Origin of the sequence: Vibrio sp. 10N.286.49.E11, assembly GCF_041469505.1 — a bacterium.
Lineage (GTDB): Bacteria > Pseudomonadota > Gammaproteobacteria > Enterobacterales > Vibrionaceae > Vibrio > Vibrio crassostreae_C.
The window spans coordinates 68917-87277 of the sequence record NZ_JBFRKQ010000042.1; the positions used below are offsets into that span (position 1 = coordinate 68917).

General features: G+C 43.5%; 16 protein-coding genes and 1 pseudogene. 11 read left to right on the top strand and 6 right to left on the bottom strand.

Annotation, left to right across the window (positions count from 1 at the left end; genetic code table 11):
- Nucleotides 1–103: 103 nt before the first annotated feature.
- Together AB4167_RS10020 and AB4167_RS10025 are read right to left on the bottom strand one after the other, a co-directional pair.
- A complete protein-coding gene (locus AB4167_RS10020) occupies nucleotides 104–904 on the bottom strand; it encodes a hypothetical protein (protein WP_065583740.1) in 801 nt (266 codons plus the stop codon).
- A gap of 209 nt (nucleotides 905–1113) precedes the next feature.
- Nucleotides 1114–1743, bottom strand: a pseudogene (locus AB4167_RS10025) (D-serine ammonia-lyase); the annotation flags it as partial.
- A gap of 132 nt (nucleotides 1744–1875) precedes the next feature.
- Here AB4167_RS10025 and AB4167_RS10030 point away from each other — a divergent pair.
- Entirely contained in the window at nucleotides 1876–3075 is a 1200-nt protein-coding gene (locus AB4167_RS10030) for an MFS transporter (protein ID WP_136982779.1), read from the top strand.
- 14 nt (nucleotides 3076–3089) lie between these two features.
- Here AB4167_RS10030 and AB4167_RS10035 read toward each other — a convergent pair whose 3' ends face one another.
- Together AB4167_RS10035 and AB4167_RS10040 are read right to left on the bottom strand one after the other, a co-directional pair.
- On the bottom strand, nucleotides 3090–3887 hold the full coding sequence (locus AB4167_RS10035; protein ID WP_017079143.1) for a helix-turn-helix transcriptional regulator: 798 nt from the start codon (nucleotides 3885–3887) through the stop codon (nucleotides 3090–3092).
- 41 nt (nucleotides 3888–3928) lie between these two features.
- Nucleotides 3929–4462, bottom strand: coding sequence for a YbhB/YbcL family Raf kinase inhibitor-like protein (locus AB4167_RS10040; RefSeq protein ID WP_136982780.1), 534 nt, complete (start codon nucleotides 4460–4462; stop codon nucleotides 3929–3931).
- 243 nt (nucleotides 4463–4705) lie between these two features.
- Here AB4167_RS10040 and AB4167_RS10045 point away from each other — a divergent pair, with 243 nt between their 5' ends.
- The 5 genes from AB4167_RS10045 to AB4167_RS10065 all read left to right on the top strand — a co-directional run bounded on the left by AB4167_RS10045 (nucleotide 4706) and on the right by AB4167_RS10065 (nucleotide 10295).
- Nucleotides 4706–6115 carry a DUF3404 domain-containing protein gene (locus AB4167_RS10045; RefSeq protein WP_136982781.1) on the top strand — a complete coding sequence of 470 codons (1410 nt, stop codon included), beginning with the start codon at nucleotides 4706–4708 and terminating at the stop codon, nucleotides 6113–6115.
- Nucleotides 6093–6740, top strand: a complete 648-nt coding sequence (locus tag AB4167_RS10050; protein ID WP_372136476.1) for a response regulator transcription factor — start codon at nucleotides 6093–6095, stop codon at nucleotides 6738–6740. Before AB4167_RS10045 ends, AB4167_RS10050 begins: the two co-directional genes overlap by 23 nt.
- Nucleotides 6740–7558: a DUF2861 family protein gene (locus AB4167_RS10055; protein WP_372136477.1), complete on the top strand. Its 819-nt coding sequence runs from the start codon at nucleotides 6740–6742 to the stop codon at nucleotides 7556–7558. Before AB4167_RS10050 ends, AB4167_RS10055 begins: the two co-directional genes overlap by 1 nt.
- A gap of 120 nt (nucleotides 7559–7678) precedes the next feature.
- Nucleotides 7679–9190 (top strand): glycoside hydrolase, encoded by a 1512-nt coding sequence (locus tag AB4167_RS10060; protein ID WP_372136478.1) that lies wholly within the window; start codon nucleotides 7679–7681, stop codon nucleotides 9188–9190.
- Nucleotides 9191–9437: 247 nt separating this feature from the next.
- Nucleotides 9438–10295 carry a polysaccharide lyase family 7 protein gene (locus AB4167_RS10065; protein ID WP_017060503.1) on the top strand — a complete coding sequence of 286 codons (858 nt, stop codon included), beginning with the start codon at nucleotides 9438–9440 and terminating at the stop codon, nucleotides 10293–10295.
- A 160-nt stretch (nucleotides 10296–10455) separates the two neighbouring features.
- Here AB4167_RS10065 and AB4167_RS10070 read toward each other — a convergent pair whose 3' ends face one another.
- Complete coding sequence (locus tag AB4167_RS10070) at nucleotides 10456–11367, bottom strand: LysR family transcriptional regulator (protein ID WP_017060504.1); 912 nt, start codon at nucleotides 11365–11367, stop codon at nucleotides 10456–10458.
- A 128-nt stretch (nucleotides 11368–11495) separates the two neighbouring features.
- Between AB4167_RS10070 and AB4167_RS10075 the strand changes: the two genes are divergently transcribed.
- The 5 genes from AB4167_RS10075 to AB4167_RS10095 all read left to right on the top strand — a co-directional run bounded on the left by AB4167_RS10075 (nucleotide 11496) and on the right by AB4167_RS10095 (nucleotide 17630).
- Nucleotides 11496–12560: an HlyD family secretion protein gene (locus AB4167_RS10075; RefSeq protein WP_017072190.1), complete on the top strand. Its 1065-nt coding sequence runs from the start codon at nucleotides 11496–11498 to the stop codon at nucleotides 12558–12560.
- 3 nt (nucleotides 12561–12563) lie between these two features.
- Nucleotides 12564–14114: a DHA2 family efflux MFS transporter permease subunit gene (locus AB4167_RS10080; protein WP_372136479.1), complete on the top strand. Its 1551-nt coding sequence runs from the start codon at nucleotides 12564–12566 to the stop codon at nucleotides 14112–14114.
- 289 nt (nucleotides 14115–14403) lie between these two features.
- Nucleotides 14404–15993: a response regulator gene (locus AB4167_RS10085; RefSeq protein ID WP_017064673.1), complete on the top strand. Its 1590-nt coding sequence runs from the start codon at nucleotides 14404–14406 to the stop codon at nucleotides 15991–15993.
- Nucleotides 15987–16319, top strand: coding sequence for an Hpt domain-containing protein (locus tag AB4167_RS10090; protein WP_017060508.1), 333 nt, complete (start codon nucleotides 15987–15989; stop codon nucleotides 16317–16319). The genes AB4167_RS10085 and AB4167_RS10090 overlap by 7 nt, the downstream gene beginning before the upstream one ends.
- Before the next feature lie 414 nt (nucleotides 16320–16733).
- Complete coding sequence (locus tag AB4167_RS10095; RefSeq protein WP_136982784.1) at nucleotides 16734–17630, top strand: RNA polymerase sigma factor RpoD/SigA; 897 nt, start codon at nucleotides 16734–16736, stop codon at nucleotides 17628–17630.
- A gap of 194 nt (nucleotides 17631–17824) precedes the next feature.
- On the opposite strand, the gene AB4167_RS10100 is transcribed toward AB4167_RS10095, so the two are convergent.
- The gene (locus tag AB4167_RS10100; protein ID WP_017072193.1) at nucleotides 17825–18178 is read right to left on the bottom strand and encodes a hypothetical protein; all 354 of its coding nucleotides are present in this window, start codon (nucleotides 18176–18178) and stop codon (nucleotides 17825–17827) included.
- Between the last annotated feature and the right edge of the window lie 183 nt (nucleotides 18179–18361).

Sequence of the window (18361 nt, forward strand, 5' to 3'; positions counted from 1 at the left end):
TTTAGTGCTTAAGAATAATAATTCGAGAGCTCAATTAGGTTGCCCGCCGCTTATCATCTGAAAGGTGGTGTCAGTTAGGCTTGGGGATTCACACGCTATAAGCTTAATCTTTACTGGAACACAGTTCAGAGATTCGGTCACACATGGCTTGGTTGACTGCGAAGTGGGTGTTGAGGAATGCTAGTTGGGCAAGTGCCGATTCAGCGGTGCGCTCGTAGCCTTGGGTAAAGGTTGGTAGCAATTGGGCAAACTTAGGGAAGCGTGCTTCTAGCCTTCTATCCGACATAAATTCATCAACGAATTCAGGCTCAGACTGTTCAGTTTGATCCACAAGATCGATCAAACGATCGAGTGCGTAAGATTGAACGAACCGACTGCCCGACAGCTTTTCGCCTCGGTTATAACGAGACATACCCACATAAAGATTGGTTAGAGCCTCACCAATGATCCAATCTTGGGAATTAGTGTCTGTCTCCCCTTTTATTGGTGAAACACAACACTGTGTATCAAATTCATGTTGCTGCCAAACAATACGCCCTTCAGCAAACGGAATGTGCGCTAACTCGTGGGGTTCAAACACTGCAAACTCACAAAAGATTCCGTCAGCGTACAGAACTTTATAGCCATCGACGGTATTTCTCACTGCGTAGTCGATTGAGTGAATATCAGATAGCCAATGCAAACTGTCTAAGAAATACTGCTTGTGCCCTGTTTGCACTATTGCGAAAAAATCGACATCTGAGTACTGATCAAGTCGTTCTGTTTCAATACCTACTGAGCCCAATCCCAGCAAAGCATGAGCCTTACCCGATGCTTCCAAAGACTCCCCAATAGCATCTAAACGCTGGAGTAATTTTTCTGGTGTGTTTATGTGTCTTGTCTGTATCACTTTGTCCGTCTGCATTGCTCAATCCCTATCAAGTTGAATGCCACTCAACCTAACTGATAGTTAGAACATCTAAGAAGCTTAATTTATAAAATGTGTGTTTTGGATAACGATCTGCGCAAGTTATTGTTTGAATTAAGGTGGGATTTAGAGGTGAGAAAGAGTGTGTACAAGCTATAAACAACACTCTTCTATCATGACTTATCTTTTTAGCAGCTCATATTTGCAACAACGTTGACGCCATGCTCACGAAGTTTGCTTTTCTTCCAAGATCTCGCGTCTGCCGACATATGAACAGAGACCGTAAAATCCAATTTGGCACTCATGATACCGATCGACATGCCTAGATTACCCGTGGATCCTACCGCAATGCTGTATTGTTGGAAGAAGTCACGGAATTCAGGTTCGAGCAACTTACTATAGTCATCGCTCTCACACAGTAACCCGGCTTCAATCGCAAGCTTCTCGGCATGCGTTAGTACTTCATAAATACCACCGCGAGCTTTGATTGAACCTGAAATTGGCAAATGGCTGTCTTTCTTCATCATCAAACGCCCTTTTATAGGCTGCTGATAATGTACTCCCAATGCTGATTTCATAGATGGAATGTCAATAAGCTCAGACTCGATGATGCCATTGGTCGCTTGAGTTTCAGGAAACGCCTTGGCTAGATAAGGAGCAAACCTTTGTAGCCTCATGCTCGCATCGTGAATATCTTGTTCGCCTAATCCCACATAAAGCAAACCGCGCTCCAGAGTCGTCACATTTGGGTTAAACCAAACCACTTCTTCCAATGCAATCAATTGTTGAAGCAGTGGGAAGTCCGAGATGAGCTTGTCGATATTTAATACAGTCATGGGTGACTTTTCTGGCTAAGCGCGCACTGCGCAGGTTCAATCATTAGTAAACCTATTTAAACGGTATTTGTGTAATCATTCAATGATCTGTAGGCTAGCCTGTCTTCTCATAAGCAAACAGTAGAACAACCTATGAGCGCCTCTCTTCGTAATAGCATTTTCGTGATGTTAGGGATTCTATTCCTAGCACTTAACCTTCGTGGGCCTTTTACGAGCTTGGCTCCTGTGCTTTCTCAGGTTATGGAAGGCCTCAACCTTACGTCATCGGCTGCAGGCTTCTTAACAGCTTTGCCACTGTTAACTTTTGCCTTATTCTCACCATTAGTCACCAAGATATCCCAACGAATTGGTCTAGAGCCTAGCCTGTTATTAGGCTTAGTTCTGATCACTACGGGTATTACACTGCGCTCTGCTGGATTAACCCCAACCTTGTATATCGGCACGGTGATGATCGGGCTTGGTATCGCGATTGGTAATGTGTTGTTGCCTGTAGTAGTGAAAGTTAGCTTCCCGACACGCATCGCTACTGTGACTTCTCTGTACATCTTTACGATGGGCATCGGGTCGACGTTAGGCTCAAGTTTGATGGTGCCGTTTTCAAATCTAACCTTATTTACGATCACGGGTTGGCAATTAGCGCTGTTAATGAACTTGGTATTTCCAATATTAGCTTTGATGATCTGGTTGCCTAAAATCAGAAAACGCTCATCTTCATCTTCGGCCAGCAATAACAAGCAACAAGACAAACCTCTGCCGATGAAACAGATGATTAAAAGCGGCGTAGCGTGGCAAGTAACGTTAGCGCTTGGGCTTAACTCATTTACCTTCTATTCTTTGGCAGGCTGGCTTCCACAGATCTTAAACGACCTTGGCTACAGTGAAATCGATGCGGGTTATATCTACGGATTTCTACAATTTTCGACTATGGTTCCGGGATTACTGTTACTGCCGTTCTTAGGTAAAAGCGATAACCAACAATGGCTCATTACGCTTTGTACTTCGAGTGTATTTATTGGATTGATTGGGCTGCTGTATTTGCCTGAGTTTGCGATCTTTTGGGTGGGACTCTTTGGATTAGCCAACTGCTCTACGTTTATTATCGCTCTCTCTTTTGTTGGCCTGCGAACTTCGAATAGCAGCCAAGCCGCATCGCTGTCGGGTATGGCGCAAGGAATCGGTTATGCGTTGGCTGCCACTGGTCCAACATTGGTGGGTAAGCTTCATGCTCAGACAGATTCTTGGAGTGTTCCTATTCTGCTGATCGCATCTGTTGCCTTTGCGTGCACGATTTTCGCAGCACTGGCAGCACGAGATAAAAAAGTGAGCGTTTAGGCCAAACAGAATGATTATGGTGTCGCGACTTTATTGCTGACGACAGTTTTGATGTATTCACTTGGCGACAAACCAAACTTCCCTTTAAAGCGCTGGCTAAAACGCCCTTCCGATTGATAACCGCAAGACTGAGCTAACATCGCCACATTCTGCTGTCCGTTTTGCATCAGATAAAGCGCATGACTCAACCGAACTTCAGCCAAAACCTCACGATATTGCATGCCTTCAAGTTTCAATTTACGGATAAGCGTGGCGCGGCTCATCGCAAAGCGCTCTGCTACCGACTCTAACGGATGTTTCTCGTCCGGTGAATGTGAAAGGTAGTGGCTGAGTTTCTGGCTAAACGAAACGTTTGAGCTAATAAACAATCGATGCAGTACGCCCTTCTCGGCTAATTGCTGGTATAAGCCCTGCAACCAAAACTGCTGGGTCTCTTTACTCATGCTTTGTTTATCAAAGGAAAACAGAGCATTGAGTGAATCTTGTAAGCTACGATCCGCTTGTACTTTAGGCAGCCCCAGATCATTCGAGCGTTCCTCACTTAAATCAAGCATCGCCTGAGAAGGTTGGAATTGAAAGCTGAACACTCGTGATAAGAAGCGCCCTTTGTGGGGCATGTTCTCAAAACTTAGTGAAGCTGATGCCTCACACAACAACAGCTCAGAATGTGAGAGTTCTGCCGCTGAATCTTTCCAAAACAGGCGCTTACTGCCTGTAATGATCTGAATGATACTAGGGGATAGAATCCTCACATTGCGCAGTTTTTGTAACTGCTCTGCACGAAAGATCGTCACTTGATATTGATGATTCATCTCATCCCCCTTGTTTACTTATTATCAACGTGTATAAGCCATTAACGTGTGTAAGTTGTAGTCAGTTTCGCTTTGTCTAAAGCCATGCTGTTCAACGTGAATCCAACCACTGCCGACGGCGTATTTTCGTCGAGGTTAAGTTTGTCCGTTGGTAATGCCCAAACCGTGAACTGGTAACGGTGCATACCATCTTTTTCTGGAGGACAAACGCCACCGTAGCCAACTGTACCGTAATCAATGCGACCTTCTTTGCCACCGACTTTAGAGATGTCGACACCGCGAGGTAGCTCGTTCACAGTTGCAGGGATATCAAACGCAACCCAATGCCAAAAGCCACTTTCAGTCGGTGCATCTGGATCATAAGCTGTGATAGCAAAGCTTTTAGTACCTGCTGGTGCATCTTTCCACATCAATTGTGGTGATTGATTATCGCCGTCACAACCCCAACTAGAGTATTCAAAAGTCTTTGCCATTGGGTGACCTTCTTGAATATCGTTGCTGGTTAATTCGAACGCATGAGCAGAGCCTGTAGCCAAAATACTGATTGCCAATACTGATTTGATGATGAGTTTCATGATGGTTCCTCTTATTAGGTATGAGCCCAGTATAGTCCCCACATTTCGCCCAATAATGACAGTAAGTACACAATTATCTATTTTATTTCAAATAAATGATACTTACTGTATTTGTACTTTATTATTTAAAAGCATGACCCACTCGACAATTTGTTGTTAAAAGAACACTTGTTGACATTCAGGTTACAAATCGCGCCCAAAACTCTTTAGACTCGCCCCACGACTTTTAACGAGAATGATTGGATGCGCAGGTTTACATTAGCTCTTTGCTTGATCTTTTGGCTCCCAACCCTAGTCAATGCCCAAAGTTTGCAAGATAAGTGGCAAACTCTGTATCAACTGAGCTGGCAATCATCCCCACTCTTAGTATCTCAACAAGAGTTGGCTCAGTATCCGAAAGTACTGCTCCATGAAAATAGCCGCTATCCTGATTTCAACCAATTCAGTTGGGACGACATCGCAGCGTTAGCGTCAATACAAGATCACTGCCAAGCGATTGAAAGCAGTAACCCTTCATTACATGAAGCCATCGAGTTCGAGCTCGCTCTGTGTCAGCAACAAACATTGGATTCGATTTGGTTTGCAGCACACTCCAAACGTCACCCTGCCGGTGGCAGCTTTGCTGGTCGTTATTTAGCCGCTTACCCAGATGTGACCGAGCAGATACGCCCATTTTTGAGTCTTACCAACCCTCAGCACCCTTTATATAACAAACTAGAAAGCCTAAGTGCACAAGGCAGAGAAGCACTGCTCAATGGATACCGCGCTTGGCAACAAGATGATGTGCTTTGGTTAAGTGGCGAACAAGGCTGGAAAGCTATTCCCTTAGATGTTTGGCAACCTATCGCAGAGCAACAAGAGGTATCTTTGGCAGGTGAAACCTGTACTTTTCGTTACAGTAACGTGTGCTTAAACGAGCCTAGCAATGACAATCTGATCATGAAAACGTTGATCTTTACATTGCTGCTAACGTTGCTTTCCGGGCTCGCTAGAGTCTTATACCTAAGAACAAAACAACGAAAAGAGAGGCAGTTCGTTTTACAGCTTCTTACTCATGAACTGCGCACGCCTATTACTAGCCTAGGCTTAACCGTCGAAATGTTTAGAAATCGCTACGATGACTTTTCTGATGAAACTCAAAGTGCGGTTTGGCGTTTAATATCTGACTATCAAAGGCTTTCTCAGCTCACCGAAAACAGCAAAGTGTACCTAAGTTCGGATCAGTCAGAGCCTTTGTTGAAGCAAAACGCTTCATTAGAAGAGTGGCTCGATCATGTCTGTGAAAAGCACAATATTTCTTATCAATGTGAAGCGCGTGAAGTTGAACTGAACCTTCCCTATTACTGGCTAACCATCTGCTTGGATAATCTAATCAAGAATGCCAAACAACATGGTAAAGGTGAGGTTTTGGTAAAGGTCGAACTCGGTGACAAGCTGACGATTGAGGTACAAGACGAGGGGCACTTCCCTTCTTTTCTGCAACGGTTTGTATCTCGAGCAACACCGAATATCAATCACAGACAAGACAACATGGGCATTGGCCTTACTATTGTCGAACACTTGATGAAACAAGCGAATGGCCGTCTCATTATTCTTCGCAACCCAACCCGATGTATTTTGGAAATAGCTTATGAACACCCTACTGCTGATTGAAGACGACCAACTGCTTGGACAAGGCCTCGTCAGCATCTTTGAATCCAATGGTTACCAATGCCTTTGGGCGAAGGATTCAGAGAATGCCAGTAAGAAATGGTTTCGAGCCGATCTTGTGATACTGGATCGACAGCTTGAAGATGGGGACAGCTTGCAACACCTTCCAAACTGGTTGCTCCTCAAAGCGCTGCCTGTGATTGTGTTGACCGCTAAAGTAGAAGTTCAACAACGTGTTGAAGGTTTAATGGCGGGTGCCAAAGACTATGTGACTAAACCATTTTCGAACGACGAATTACTCGCTCGAGTCATTACCCAGCTACGTCCGTTAGGTGTGAGCCTCTTAACTTACGCAAATATCCAAATCAACTTGTCGGAACGGATCGCTTATCTGGATGAAAGCCCTGTAACACTAAAACCTAAAGAGTTTCAGCTATTGGTACTGTTTGTTCAGAACCAAAGTCGTGTGTTTCACCGAGATGAATTACTCAATAAGATTTGGGGATATCAGGCTTTTCCTAGTACCCGAACTATTGATAATCACATACTGCGCTTACGCCAGAAGCTGCCAACATTGAATATAGAAACACATCGTGGCGTTGGTTACCGCTTGGCCGGGGAATCATAATGAAAGTTACTTCGTTAACCGCACTGATCTACACATTGCCGCTCGCAAGTCATGCGGCATGGTTTACCGACACGCCATTGCAGCACACCTATCAATCTCTACTTGATGACCAACCTCAAGTTGCGTGGCAAGAGCTGCAAATCGCACTCGATCACAAATCACTCGATAGTGAGCTTTGGCTGCCAGTCAAACAAGAGATCCTGAGCCAGACTCAATGTGGAACCTTACTCAAACAAAGTGCTGAGCCAAAACACCACATCCAAGTCAGCTTCATTCGACGCTATGGCCTGTCGTCGCACGGTTATCAAATCAAAGTCGCTGCAGAGCAACTCAGTCAAGACACGAAAATCCAAACACAACCTATCTCTCTGGTTTCCCCAAGAGGTAAAATCCTTCTCGATGGACAACTCGCTTCTAACAATGAGTATCAAGAGATTGAGACCAGTGAAATGTTCATCAAACCCGAATCTGGTGTTTATCAACTAAGGATAGGTTCGAACCACTATCCTATTGTTGTCGCTTTAGACAACAGCAAGCGATGGTTAACACTCGAAAGTAAACTCAGCGAACCACATATCGTGATCACGCCACCGAAGGTGATCGACAACTGCCCTAACGCCAATGTGAGTTGGCAATGGTTCGATGAGAACTACAACCTGTTAGGCTACAAAGTGCCAATCAGGACAGCGCAAGCACCCGTTCCCACAGAAAGCCCGCTAGGGACTAATGCTAAACATTTGAGTGCCTCGGTTGAAATGTTTGAATACCAAGGTGCGATTGAAGTCCAATATGTGCAGCGTGTCGCGGTGCCTTTCTAATGGAATGCTTTCAGAAGAAGATTAGAAACTAGGTAATGCAGAAAATAGAGACATATAGGTGACAAAGCACTAGCGCTACTTAGGTGTAATAACCGTAGTTACCCTTTACGGAATCTAAATATGCTCAGCGTACGTCACCCACTCAATCTTTCTAATTTTGCCATTGTGGCTTTAACAACAGCTTGTCTGTTTTCATCCAACGCACAAGCGAGCCAAATAACGCTCACCAGTAACAACAATACCGTCGCTACCTCATCGAATACTTTAGAGGTCGATTGGAACGGCTTAAGCGTTAACAGTGCTGCTCTCACCGTTGATAGCCAACCACAGAAAGCGACCAATCTGGTCATTGGCTTTTCCGATAAAGCTGACTCAGCAAAAATCGCCACTTGGACCTTAGTACCCAGTGGAATAAACGTTAAGGCAGAGCTTAATCAAGACCAGCTCACTTTTCAGTTCAGCTTACCTTCAAATATACAGGTGAAACGAAACAAACCCATCGAATTGGCGTGGTTTGATCTTGCCGAACAACAAACTCAGACACTATTTCTTCCGTTTAGTGAAGGTATGCGCGTGCCTACTGACAACAAGCTTTGGGCAAGTTATCTCGTCGGTAACCATTCTGGAAGTAACACTACTCAAGACTTTAAGATGCCTTTTTGGACAGTACAGCAAAACAATCATTTCATTAGCTATCAAATGGTTAATGCAACCAACAATCAACTGTTCTTTTCAGATGCATCCTCTAATGCTTCCTCAAATACAAAAACCAATTTCGAATACGTAAAACAGCGTGCTCAAGACATTATGAGATTCGGCAACTTCAACAGCTTGTTCTTAGATGTTGATGCAACCGCCATGGCACGTGAAGATTACCGCGTCTCTATAGACAGTAATGGCAATACAAACGACGAATCAGACATGCTTTCTGCGTTCAACAACCGAATGAAGTGGCTTAGCGAGCAACCTTCGTTAGTATTAGGCTCTGAAGACGGCAACAGCCTAACAACAAAAGGCATCGCGTTTGCACACGGCTTAGAAACGGTTGGTTTTGGATGGACAGACAAAGACATGAAAGAGAACCGCCAATCTCCCTATTACTTAGGTCGTTGGTACCCAGACCACAAGCCTGACTTCTTCTTTAAGCCGGCCGAGGTTAAAGAGCCCTACAAGTCGCTACTATTTTCGCCACAATATCGAATTCCACTTTACCAAGCCGTTTTCCATGATGAAGCAATCAATACGCACCATTGGCATTCAGACAGCCTTAAGTTCACTAATGTACAAGCAGAACGTGACTTAACCGCCATGCTGTACAACACACCACCGATGGTTCACTTGACCAGAGATGAAGCTTTATCAAGTTCAAGCCAGAGAATCAAAGCACTCAAACACTATCAAGATGGCTTTGAACCAATGCACGAACAGTTATGGGATAAACAGTTAGTCGATTCCGAATGGTTAGATAAGAGCGGCGATGTTCAACAAACTGAGTTCAGTGACGGAAGTAAGATCATTGCCAATTTTTCAGATCAAACCTTTCATCAGAGAGGCCTTAAAGTCTCGCCGAGCGCTATAAAAGCCGTATTGAGCAACGGACAAACGTTAGAGTGGAAATCAGAGCCTAACTAGTTTGAACGTGCCGTTTTTAAGCCTCACCTTATTCACTATTACGGGTTAGCAGGTAGTGTTGTTAACGAGCAAAAATCCACACCTTTGACACTCAGGTACCAATCCCAATCGACACCTAATTCTCTCTATTTTTGTACAAGAAAATTGGGTGCCGACCACAATTTCAAACACAGATGTTTTCACATAAATCTCAAAAGTGATATCAATGCTTATATTGAATGATAATAATACAAAAGAGATATTTTTGATGAAAAAGACCCTACTCACTTGCTGTGCCCTTCTTGCCTTTTCTTCTTCGGCAATCGCTAATGTTCAGTTTTCGAATCCAGAAGGAGCTTTAGGCGAACCTTCTAATTACTCTCAATACCAAAATGTTTTGTCAGTTTCTGAACTTCAAATTTCAGATCCAAACGGAAAGAAAGGCAACAAAGACTATTTTGCGCTCGATAATAACTACGACGGCATTGTGAACAACAACTTCTATGTCGACAAAGAAAGTGAAGCGCTAGTCTTTACCATGAAGAATGACCACCTGCGCAACGAGCTACGCGTTCAGGAAAACTTCCGCACAGACTTAACAAATGAAACATACACATTAAGTTCGGAGGTGGAGATCATAAAACCTGAAGAGTCGATGAAGAACTCAGACTCTAAGCAAGACGAGATTACATTCCTACAAGTACATAACAAAGGCTTAGATGATCTTGGTACTCACAATGTCCCTCACCCTTTGCTTCGTGTTGTATGGAAACGTGACAATAATGGTATTGAAGGGCATTTCTGGGCAATCATTAAAAACAACGCTGTAATTTGTAAAGGATCGTTCGGCAAGAAAAACCAAGACAAGGAAATGTGCAAATCAGACGTAGCATATTCTCAGTATGATTTAGGCAAAGCACCACAAGGCAAACCAACAGCATTTGATTTAATCGTGGGTGATAAGAAACTTATTGTTGACGTAAACGGTGAACGTAAAGTTGAGCAGGATATTGACTACTGGCGTCACCTATTAAGCTACTTCAAAGCTGGCGTATACAACCAATTTACGAATGGACAAAGTGAAGCTCACTTCTACAAGCTAGAGTACACAGAGAAAAAGAGCTAGTTCGATACTTAGCCTACAACTACATTAGCAATCAGAAAAAAACGAACTTGTTAACAAGTTCGTTTTTCTCTTTTCAATGTTATTGGTCATTGTCAATGAATTACAACTAATCAACAGTTAGGCAGCCGATTCCTTCTGTTGCTCCCAATACAATATGCCTTTATTTCGTTATTTGATTGGCTCTATTTTGAAAAGCAGTCAGTAGATAGTCGATAAAGACCTTCTTACGTTTCGGCATCAACTGCCTGTCTGCATACACTAGGCTTACTGAAACTTCCGGCATCTCATATTCAGGTAGCAAACGAATCAGCTTACCTGTCTTAAAGTGTTCCCGACAAATGAATTCAGGAAGCACCGCCAAGCCGAGCCCATCCACACACGCTGTTAGGCATGCCGTGATGGTATTCACCCGCAACTGACACGGTAGATCGATCAAAATCGACTCTCCGCCTTCTAATTGTAAATGCCACTTGGGTAGACGCGCGGCCTTGTTCACCACCTCAATCATTCTGAATGGCGGTTCAAGATCATCGGGTGAAGAGACGTCATCGAACTGCTCTAAATACTCAGGGCTGGCTGCCAATACACGCTTTGATGTTGTGAGGTAGCGAGAAACCAAGCTCGAGTCCACTAGCTCACCAATTTGTGCGTAAAGATCGATCCCCTCAGCAATGATGTCGACTTCTCGATTCGACAGTTCTAAGTTCAAAGTCACGTTTGGGTGCTCTTTTAGGAAGCTGTGGATGTATTTAGCTAATACTTGATGCCCCAATTCGACAGGCAACACAACATTTAACTGCCCTCGGATCAAATCCTGATTGGCTGAAACCTCTAGCTCAGCTTGGTTCATGATCTCTTGCATCTGCATGCTCGACTGATAAAAGCGCTCACCCTCTGGCGTTAAGACTAAACTTCGTGTCGAACGAGTGATCAACCTCACACCTAGATGCTGTTCCAGCTCGTCTAGCTTTCGGCTGACGGTCGACTTGGTCATGTTCAATGCTTCAGCTGCGTGCGTGAAACTGCCACAATCAACAACTTGTGTAAAAACAGTCACAGCATTTAAGTCCATCGTACTTCTCCCAAAGCGCCATTAGTTAGATTTTTGCAACAGTGTTTCCCTTTTTTCCTATCTTATCAATCAATCGAATTCATTTACAATTCGTTACATCTAAATAAAAACAAAATGAGAAAGAAAAAATGACAGAGAACAACAACGCTTCGCAAACAGTAAGCACAAAAAAACGTAAAAAAGCTCCGCTTATTGCTACTGCGATCATGCTGTCATTGGGTTTAGCCGGTGCTGGATACTGGTACGGCTATGGCCAGTACTTTGAATCTACCGACAATGCCTACCTACAAGGCGACATCACGAATATTAGCCCTAAGGTCTCTGGCTATATTGTTAAGTCTTATGTGAGTGATAACCAATCGGTTAAAGAAGGTGATTTGCTGGTTCAAATCGATGACCGTGATTACCAGTCAGCACTCGCTCAAGCAAACGCCCATTTAAGCGTCGTGCAATCAGACGTCAAAAATCTAGTGGCACAACAAACGTTACAACGTAGCAAGATCAATCAAGCAGAAAGCCGCGTTGATTCTGCACAAGCTGAATACGAACGCGCGATTCAACAAGTGGTACGTTCTCGTAGCTTACTAAAGCGTAACTACGCGTCTCAAGATGAAGTCGATAGCATGGTTGCACAACAAAAAGTAACTCAGGCAGATTTAGAAGAAGCAAAAGCAAACCTCGTTGCAACCAATGACCAATTAACCGTTATCGCTAGTGAGATTGAGCAAGCAAATGCATCCGTGACCGAAGCTCAAGCCCAGAGAGATCAAGCACAGCTTAACCTTGATTACACCAAAATTTACGCGCCAGCAGATGGCGTGATTGGTAAACGCAGCGTACGTGAAGGCTTGCTGATTCAAGCAGGCGCACCACTGATGAGCTTGGTACCAAACAACCAAGTGTGGATTGAAGCCAACTTCAAAGAGACACAGCTAAGTGGTATTCACAAAGGTCAGACGGTTGAAGTAGAGCTGGATGCGTTCCCGGGGCAGCCTCTTGAAGGTGTGGTAGACAGTTTCTCCCCTGCGACTGGCGCTAAATTTGCGCTCCTACCACCAGAAAACGCGACCGGTAACTTCACTAAAATCGTTCAACGTGTACCGGTTAAAATTACTATTCCAGATCAGCAAGAGTTGAAAGGTCGACTGCTTCCTGGTTTGTCTGTGGTAGCGACCATCGATAAACGAGGCTAGACCATGAGTAACGCTGGTGTTGTCACCCAAACAAATGATGATGACGAGGTTTCGAGACGCCATTGGATCGCCCTATTTGGCGGCTTGATTGGCGCGTTTATGGCGATCTTGGATATTCAGATCACCAACTCGTCTCTCAAAGATATTCAAGGTGCGCTATCAGCCACCTTGGATGAAAGCTCGTGGATCTCTACGTCTTACCTAGTCGCAGAGATGATCGCTATCCCACTCAGTGGTTGGCTTTCTAAAGCGCTCGGTAAACGCCGTTATATCACGTGGACGACAGCCATTTTCACCATTTCATCTTTGTTGTGTTCGTTCTCTTGGAACATGACCTCGATGATCGTGTTCCGCGCGATGCAAGGCTTCAGTGGTGGTGCTCTAATCCCGCTTGCTTTCTCGCTGGTGATTCAGTTATTGCCGGTCAACAAGCGTGCTGTGGGTATGGCACTGTTTGGTGTAACCGCGACCTTTGCTCCATCGATTGGCCCTACCTTTGGTGGCTGGCTGACGGAGAACTTCTCGTGGCACTATATTTTCTACATCAATATTCCGCCAGCTTTGCTTGTGATCACCATGATCCGATTTGGCTTGGACGATGAAAAGCTCGACCTTGGCACGCTGAAAAAAGCCGATTGGTTTGGTATCGCCACCATGGCATTAGGGCTAGGTTGTTTGGAAGTGGTGTTAGAAGAAGGTAACCGTGAAGAGTGGTTCAGTTCGAGCTTTATTATTGGCTTGAGTATCGTGTCGGCGGTGAGTTTGGTTTACTTCGTGATAAACGAACTCCAACACAAGAAGCCATTGGTTAACCTGCGGCTATTGCGGGATGGGCAATTTGCGATGTCTTGTATCGCCTATTTGATTCTAGGAATGGCATTGCTCGGCTCTATCTATGTTCTACCGATGTATCTCACTCAAATTCAGCAATATAACGCGATGGAAATTGGTGAAGTGCTAATGTGGATGGGTTTCCCACAGCTTCTGATATTCCCAATTGTGCCAAAGCTAACACAGATCATTAAGCCTAAGTACTTGGTTACCTTTGGCTTCGCGATGTTCGGTTTTAGTTGTTACGTAAATACACACATGACAATCGATTTTGGCGGGCAACAGCTGATTTTATCTATGGTTCTGCGTGCTATTGGTAGTCCGTTCATCATGGTTCCGCTGTCTTTGGTTGCCATGAAGAACATCAGCAAAATGGACACGCCAGACGCATCAACGTTAACCAACGTAATGCGGAACTTAGGGGGCGCTTTCAGCATCGCGATTATCGCTACGCTATTGGATAACAAAACCCGTGAGCACTTAGCACACATCAAGGAGTCGCTACCTTCAGTGAGTCAACTTGGTTGGCAGACGCTTCAGCAACAACAAGCGTTTTTCATTCAGTCAGGAAGTGATGCCGCAACTGCGATGCAACAAGCACAAGCAAGTTTGCTCGGCACAATGCAACGTGACGCAGCCATCATGGCTTACAACGATGTGTTCTTAATGATGACGGCGTTCTTAGCTCTAGCGGCAGTATTGATTCTAAACATGCGTGATTAACGCTAGAGTTTCGGTAAATAAAACTTCAAGCAAAGAACAACATTTCGAATAAAAACTCGAACAATAAAACAGAGAGGTGAGCTTATCGGCTTGCCTCTTTTTTATTTCTAAAACACGTATAACCCCACTAAAATCAGGTAAAAGTCACCTGCGTTTGAAGGCTTTCATAAATGTTATCTAATACTCTTTAATTACCAATAGTTTATTGAGTGTTTGTATGTGATATAGGCACCTTGACAATGTGCAACTTGACACCTAAATTAAAAAATAACATTTGGTATTAAGGAAAATGGATTTGACCTTACCAACAGACCTTCGAATTTTGATCGTCGACGACTCTAAAAGCGCAACAATACTTATTAAGCAGCAACTGGCTAGTTTGGGAGTTTCGCGCGACTGTATTTTTATTGCGACCGACTATCGAAAAGCCATTAAAGCGGTCGAGACACACTCTTTTCATGTACTCCTCATTGACTACCACTTAGAACAGTCTTTTACTGGCTTTGAGCTGTTGGGCATTCTGTATCGAAACCGCCTCATCGATCATACTGTGGCGACAATCTTGCTCTCTGGGGATATGCGTCAGGAAACAGTATTAACCGCCCTTTCAGGTGAAGCACACCACTTCGTTTCTAAACCGATTAATACTCAAACGTTGGGTAAAAAGATCCAAAGTGCCGTGTCCGTTTCAAAGAAACTCACCCAACTGAATGATTTGTATCCCATTGCCAGTCAAGAGAGATTAGCTCAAGCTTTGGCGATCTCCCCTAATGGTACTAGCGTTCAGTTCGAAGCGACATTGATTGAACATTTAATTGCAGGTAAGAAATGGCAGTTACTCTCTAGCGTCATTAACAACTCCAAAACCAACATGCACCCAACCAAATTGGTGGCTGAGGCGCTGATTCTCGACAGCTTAGGCAAGCCAAATTTAGCCATAGATAAGCTCCACAATTTTCTAATAGCACAGCCACTCTCATTGAGCGTGATTGACTGCTTAAGCTGTATCTATGAAAAACATAAAATGCTGCTGCCTGCTCTTAAATTAGCGATTCGTGCATTTGAGATGACTCCCAGCATCAGCCATCGTGCAATCAGGGCCATCGACTTAGCTGAGAACGCAGATAACACACATATGATCATAAAGTTAGGTGAGATGTATGCAACCCACATTTCAGCTGCTGACATTGATGTCATCCATTCCATTGGTGCGCACTTTAATTCCTTAAAAGCAACGTATCAGCGCGAGACGCAACTAAAGTACAAACGTATTTTGCTTGAGCACGCCAACCAATTCACCGAGTTGGTAAACCTGAAACTTCCGGTAAAACAACAGCAGCAAGTTTTGGCCAGCCTTGCCCTATTTCAGAGCAGCATATTGCTCATCGAAAATAGCCCTCAGATTGCCCACAAAAAAGTGATTAGAGCTTCGACACTGTTAGCGAACAATTTCCACAGCCAACCGACTTATTTGCTCACTCAGTTATTACCCATGCTCGCCCACTTTGGTGAGTACTCTCTTTATCATTTAACAGTGGAATGTCTCAAATCTCGTGGAGAAGCCATAAATCACCAACTTGAGTCCAAAAATGTCGACCCTTCAACGTGTATAAACATTGAAAATTTGGGTTCGATCCAAGAAATAAAGGACTACATTCACAGTTACCCATATTCAGTTGCCGCCAAACTTGACTATATATACGCCGTCAATAAAGCTCATATAGATGAGAAACTTAGCGACGACTATCTAGAAGAAATCTTACAGTTAGAACTTCCTCCAAAATGGAATCAATGGATTAGTGATTCATCAAGGTATGGTTTTTCCACTAAGCCGCCTAGCCCATTTTCAACATTCAGCCGACAGGAGTCCACATGCTAGACTTTGATGCTTTAAACGCCTATTTAGACAATGACAGAGACGTCATTTACGCCGTTTTGTCTACATATCAAGAAGACCATGGCAATTCGCTACAAGAGATCGAAGAGTTGGTTCAACAACAAGATTGGGGCAAGCTTCATTTTACCGTGCACACCTTAAAAGGCATTTTAGCCAGCTTTGGTGAAGAAACGGCCACAGTTGCATTGGAAAGAGTAGAACAAAACACACTCAATAAGCTTGCGCCGCAAGATGATGATCTTTCGGTTATCTACAGCGAAATGAAGATCATTAATCAGCAAATCGATGAGGTTCTTAGCACTTATTAGTCGATAGAATTAAAACGTGCATGGCGATACTTAACAGCCGACACAGCTAAAAGAGTTGAGGTGCTTGGAAACATTGAACCTCGACTCTTAACATTTTTCTCATCATTTCTCCTCTCAATTATAGTTCTAACCCACACCTATAAATTCACGTCATTTATCTAGATAAACCGATGTATAACACATGCTTTATAAACTATCCGTCTTAATGTTTTAAACGAAAAACCAACACACTTGATGAGATGCAAAATAGTTAAATATTTGTAGATCTTTTTGTGACATAAACATACGAAATTGCATTTTATTTATTGGTAAAGAAGAAATTGTTATCTACACTCTAATGAAACCAAGCGTTAATCACTTGGTGGCATAATAAAAAAAACTAAAACGTTCAGTCGGCTAGATAAGGACAAGGAAATGAACAACGATAGTTTTGCTGCGTTTCAGGGGCTCACGGATGAAACACCCATTACCGAATCATTTTCTACCAGTGCAGACCCTTGTGCTCATTATCTGAAAGATATTGTTGGCATTGATCTGCTGTCGCGTGAAGATGAGGTGTATTACGCAAAATTGAATCGCGCGGGTGATAAAAAAGCGCGTGATGTCATGATCGAATCAAACCTGCGCCTTGTTGTGAAAATCGCAAAGAGTTACCTAAAACGTAAAGGCAATAATTTCACCCTGCTCGACCTGATCGAGGAAGGCAACATTGGCTTGATTAAGGCCATCGACAAATACGATCCAGAACCAGGCTATCGTTTTTCAACCTATGCTGTTTGGTGGATCCGCGAAAACATTGAAGCCGCACTCATGAACACGGGTCGAACCGTTCGATTGCCAGCCCACGTGTGTAAAGAAATAAACAGCCTCGCCTCAAAAAAGCTCGATGCAAGCAAAAAAATGAGTAAAGAGGTTTCAATTTCTGAGCTATCAGACAGTTCAGGTGTAAATGCCGAACGCGTCGATCAACTGGTGGCGTTAAGCGGGTTTATTGACGTGACGACAACGGTTGGAACTAGCCATGCGCCTATGGTGCTTGATCAATGCGAAAGTGAATATATCCCAGACCCTCAACAAGATTGTGAGGATCAATCCTTTACCCAAGCTCTAGAACAAATCATCTATACACTTCCTCCAAAATTACAAAAGGTGCTCATCCACCGTTTTGGTTTCTTTGATAACAAGGTGAAAACGCTGTCTGAGGTCGGACAAATGTTGGATGTGAATGTTTCTAATGAACGTGTTAGACAAATGCAGAAAGAAGCGGTCGAAAGAATTCAAAAACGACTCAAATTTGATGGTTGGGTGTAAGTCGTAACCCAGTTGAGAATTAGTTGAAAATAACGTTAAGCCAAAACAAAGACCTTTAGGGTGAGCCTCCAAGCTTGCCCTTTTTGTTTGCTGATTCGTTAGAAAAATTAAAAGATCGTAAGCACACGAACCCTAAGTCGCTAATGCCTAATGCCTAATGCCTAATGAAAAATGACAAATGCCACACCATTAACTTACCTTAAAGAAGTGACTCGCTCACTGCGCAAAATGAGATAATTGATATAAGTGGTTTCAAGACAATCTTGTTCCCACACTGATAAAATCCGTTTAGCCGCAAAATAATAATCTTTGTTTCTCAACAACATCCCAACGGTGCGGCTAAGCTTTTCAAATCGAACGTGATCGCTCGCAGAGATGTAGTCATCTTCACTTTCAATAATGGGCGCTAAACCATCAGCAAACCAATTATTCAATATTTCTCGCATCTCTAATTCGGACTCAGGCACATCCACACTCGACAACTCTCGATGTTGAGGTGGTGGCACTATGTACTTCGACGCTTGCGGTGAACTGACATAACGATACATGCCCTCACTCCTGTCTAACTGACCCTTCTCATAATTAAGGACATATTTACCTGTTCTCAAGTTTATTTATCGAAACAAACAACAAAAAAATTAAAAAAAGCCATGTATCAATAACTCTACATGGCTTTAATGAGGGCAACTTTACGCTGCCCTATCTCCTTGTTGGCTTAGACTAAATGTCGG

Coding starts and splice junctions, on each gene's coding strand:
- AB4167_RS10020 (WP_065583740.1), bottom strand. CDS start 904: ATGCAGACGGACAAAGTGATACAGACAAGACACATAAACACACCAGAA.
- AB4167_RS10030 (WP_136982779.1), top strand. CDS start 1,876: ATGAGCGCCTCTCTTCGTAATAGCATTTTCGTGATGTTAGGGATTCTA.
- AB4167_RS10035 (WP_017079143.1), bottom strand. CDS start 3,887: ATGAATCATCAATATCAAGTGACGATCTTTCGTGCAGAGCAGTTACAA.
- AB4167_RS10040 (WP_136982780.1), bottom strand. CDS start 4,462: ATGAAACTCATCATCAAATCAGTATTGGCAATCAGTATTTTGGCTACA.
- AB4167_RS10045 (WP_136982781.1), top strand. CDS start 4,706: ATGCGCAGGTTTACATTAGCTCTTTGCTTGATCTTTTGGCTCCCAACC.
- AB4167_RS10050 (WP_372136476.1), top strand. CDS start 6,093: ATGAACACCCTACTGCTGATTGAAGACGACCAACTGCTTGGACAAGGC.
- AB4167_RS10055 (WP_372136477.1), top strand. CDS start 6,740: ATGAAAGTTACTTCGTTAACCGCACTGATCTACACATTGCCGCTCGCA.
- AB4167_RS10060 (WP_372136478.1), top strand. CDS start 7,679: ATGCTCAGCGTACGTCACCCACTCAATCTTTCTAATTTTGCCATTGTG.
- AB4167_RS10065 (WP_017060503.1), top strand. CDS start 9,438: ATGAAAAAGACCCTACTCACTTGCTGTGCCCTTCTTGCCTTTTCTTCT.
- AB4167_RS10070 (WP_017060504.1), bottom strand. CDS start 11,367: ATGGACTTAAATGCTGTGACTGTTTTTACACAAGTTGTTGATTGTGGC.
- AB4167_RS10075 (WP_017072190.1), top strand. CDS start 11,496: ATGACAGAGAACAACAACGCTTCGCAAACAGTAAGCACAAAAAAACGT.
- AB4167_RS10080 (WP_372136479.1), top strand. CDS start 12,564: ATGAGTAACGCTGGTGTTGTCACCCAAACAAATGATGATGACGAGGTT.
- AB4167_RS10085 (WP_017064673.1), top strand. CDS start 14,404: ATGGATTTGACCTTACCAACAGACCTTCGAATTTTGATCGTCGACGAC.
- AB4167_RS10090 (WP_017060508.1), top strand. CDS start 15,987: ATGCTAGACTTTGATGCTTTAAACGCCTATTTAGACAATGACAGAGAC.
- AB4167_RS10095 (WP_136982784.1), top strand. CDS start 16,734: ATGAACAACGATAGTTTTGCTGCGTTTCAGGGGCTCACGGATGAAACA.
- AB4167_RS10100 (WP_017072193.1), bottom strand. CDS start 18,178: ATGTATCGTTATGTCAGTTCACCGCAAGCGTCGAAGTACATAGTGCCA.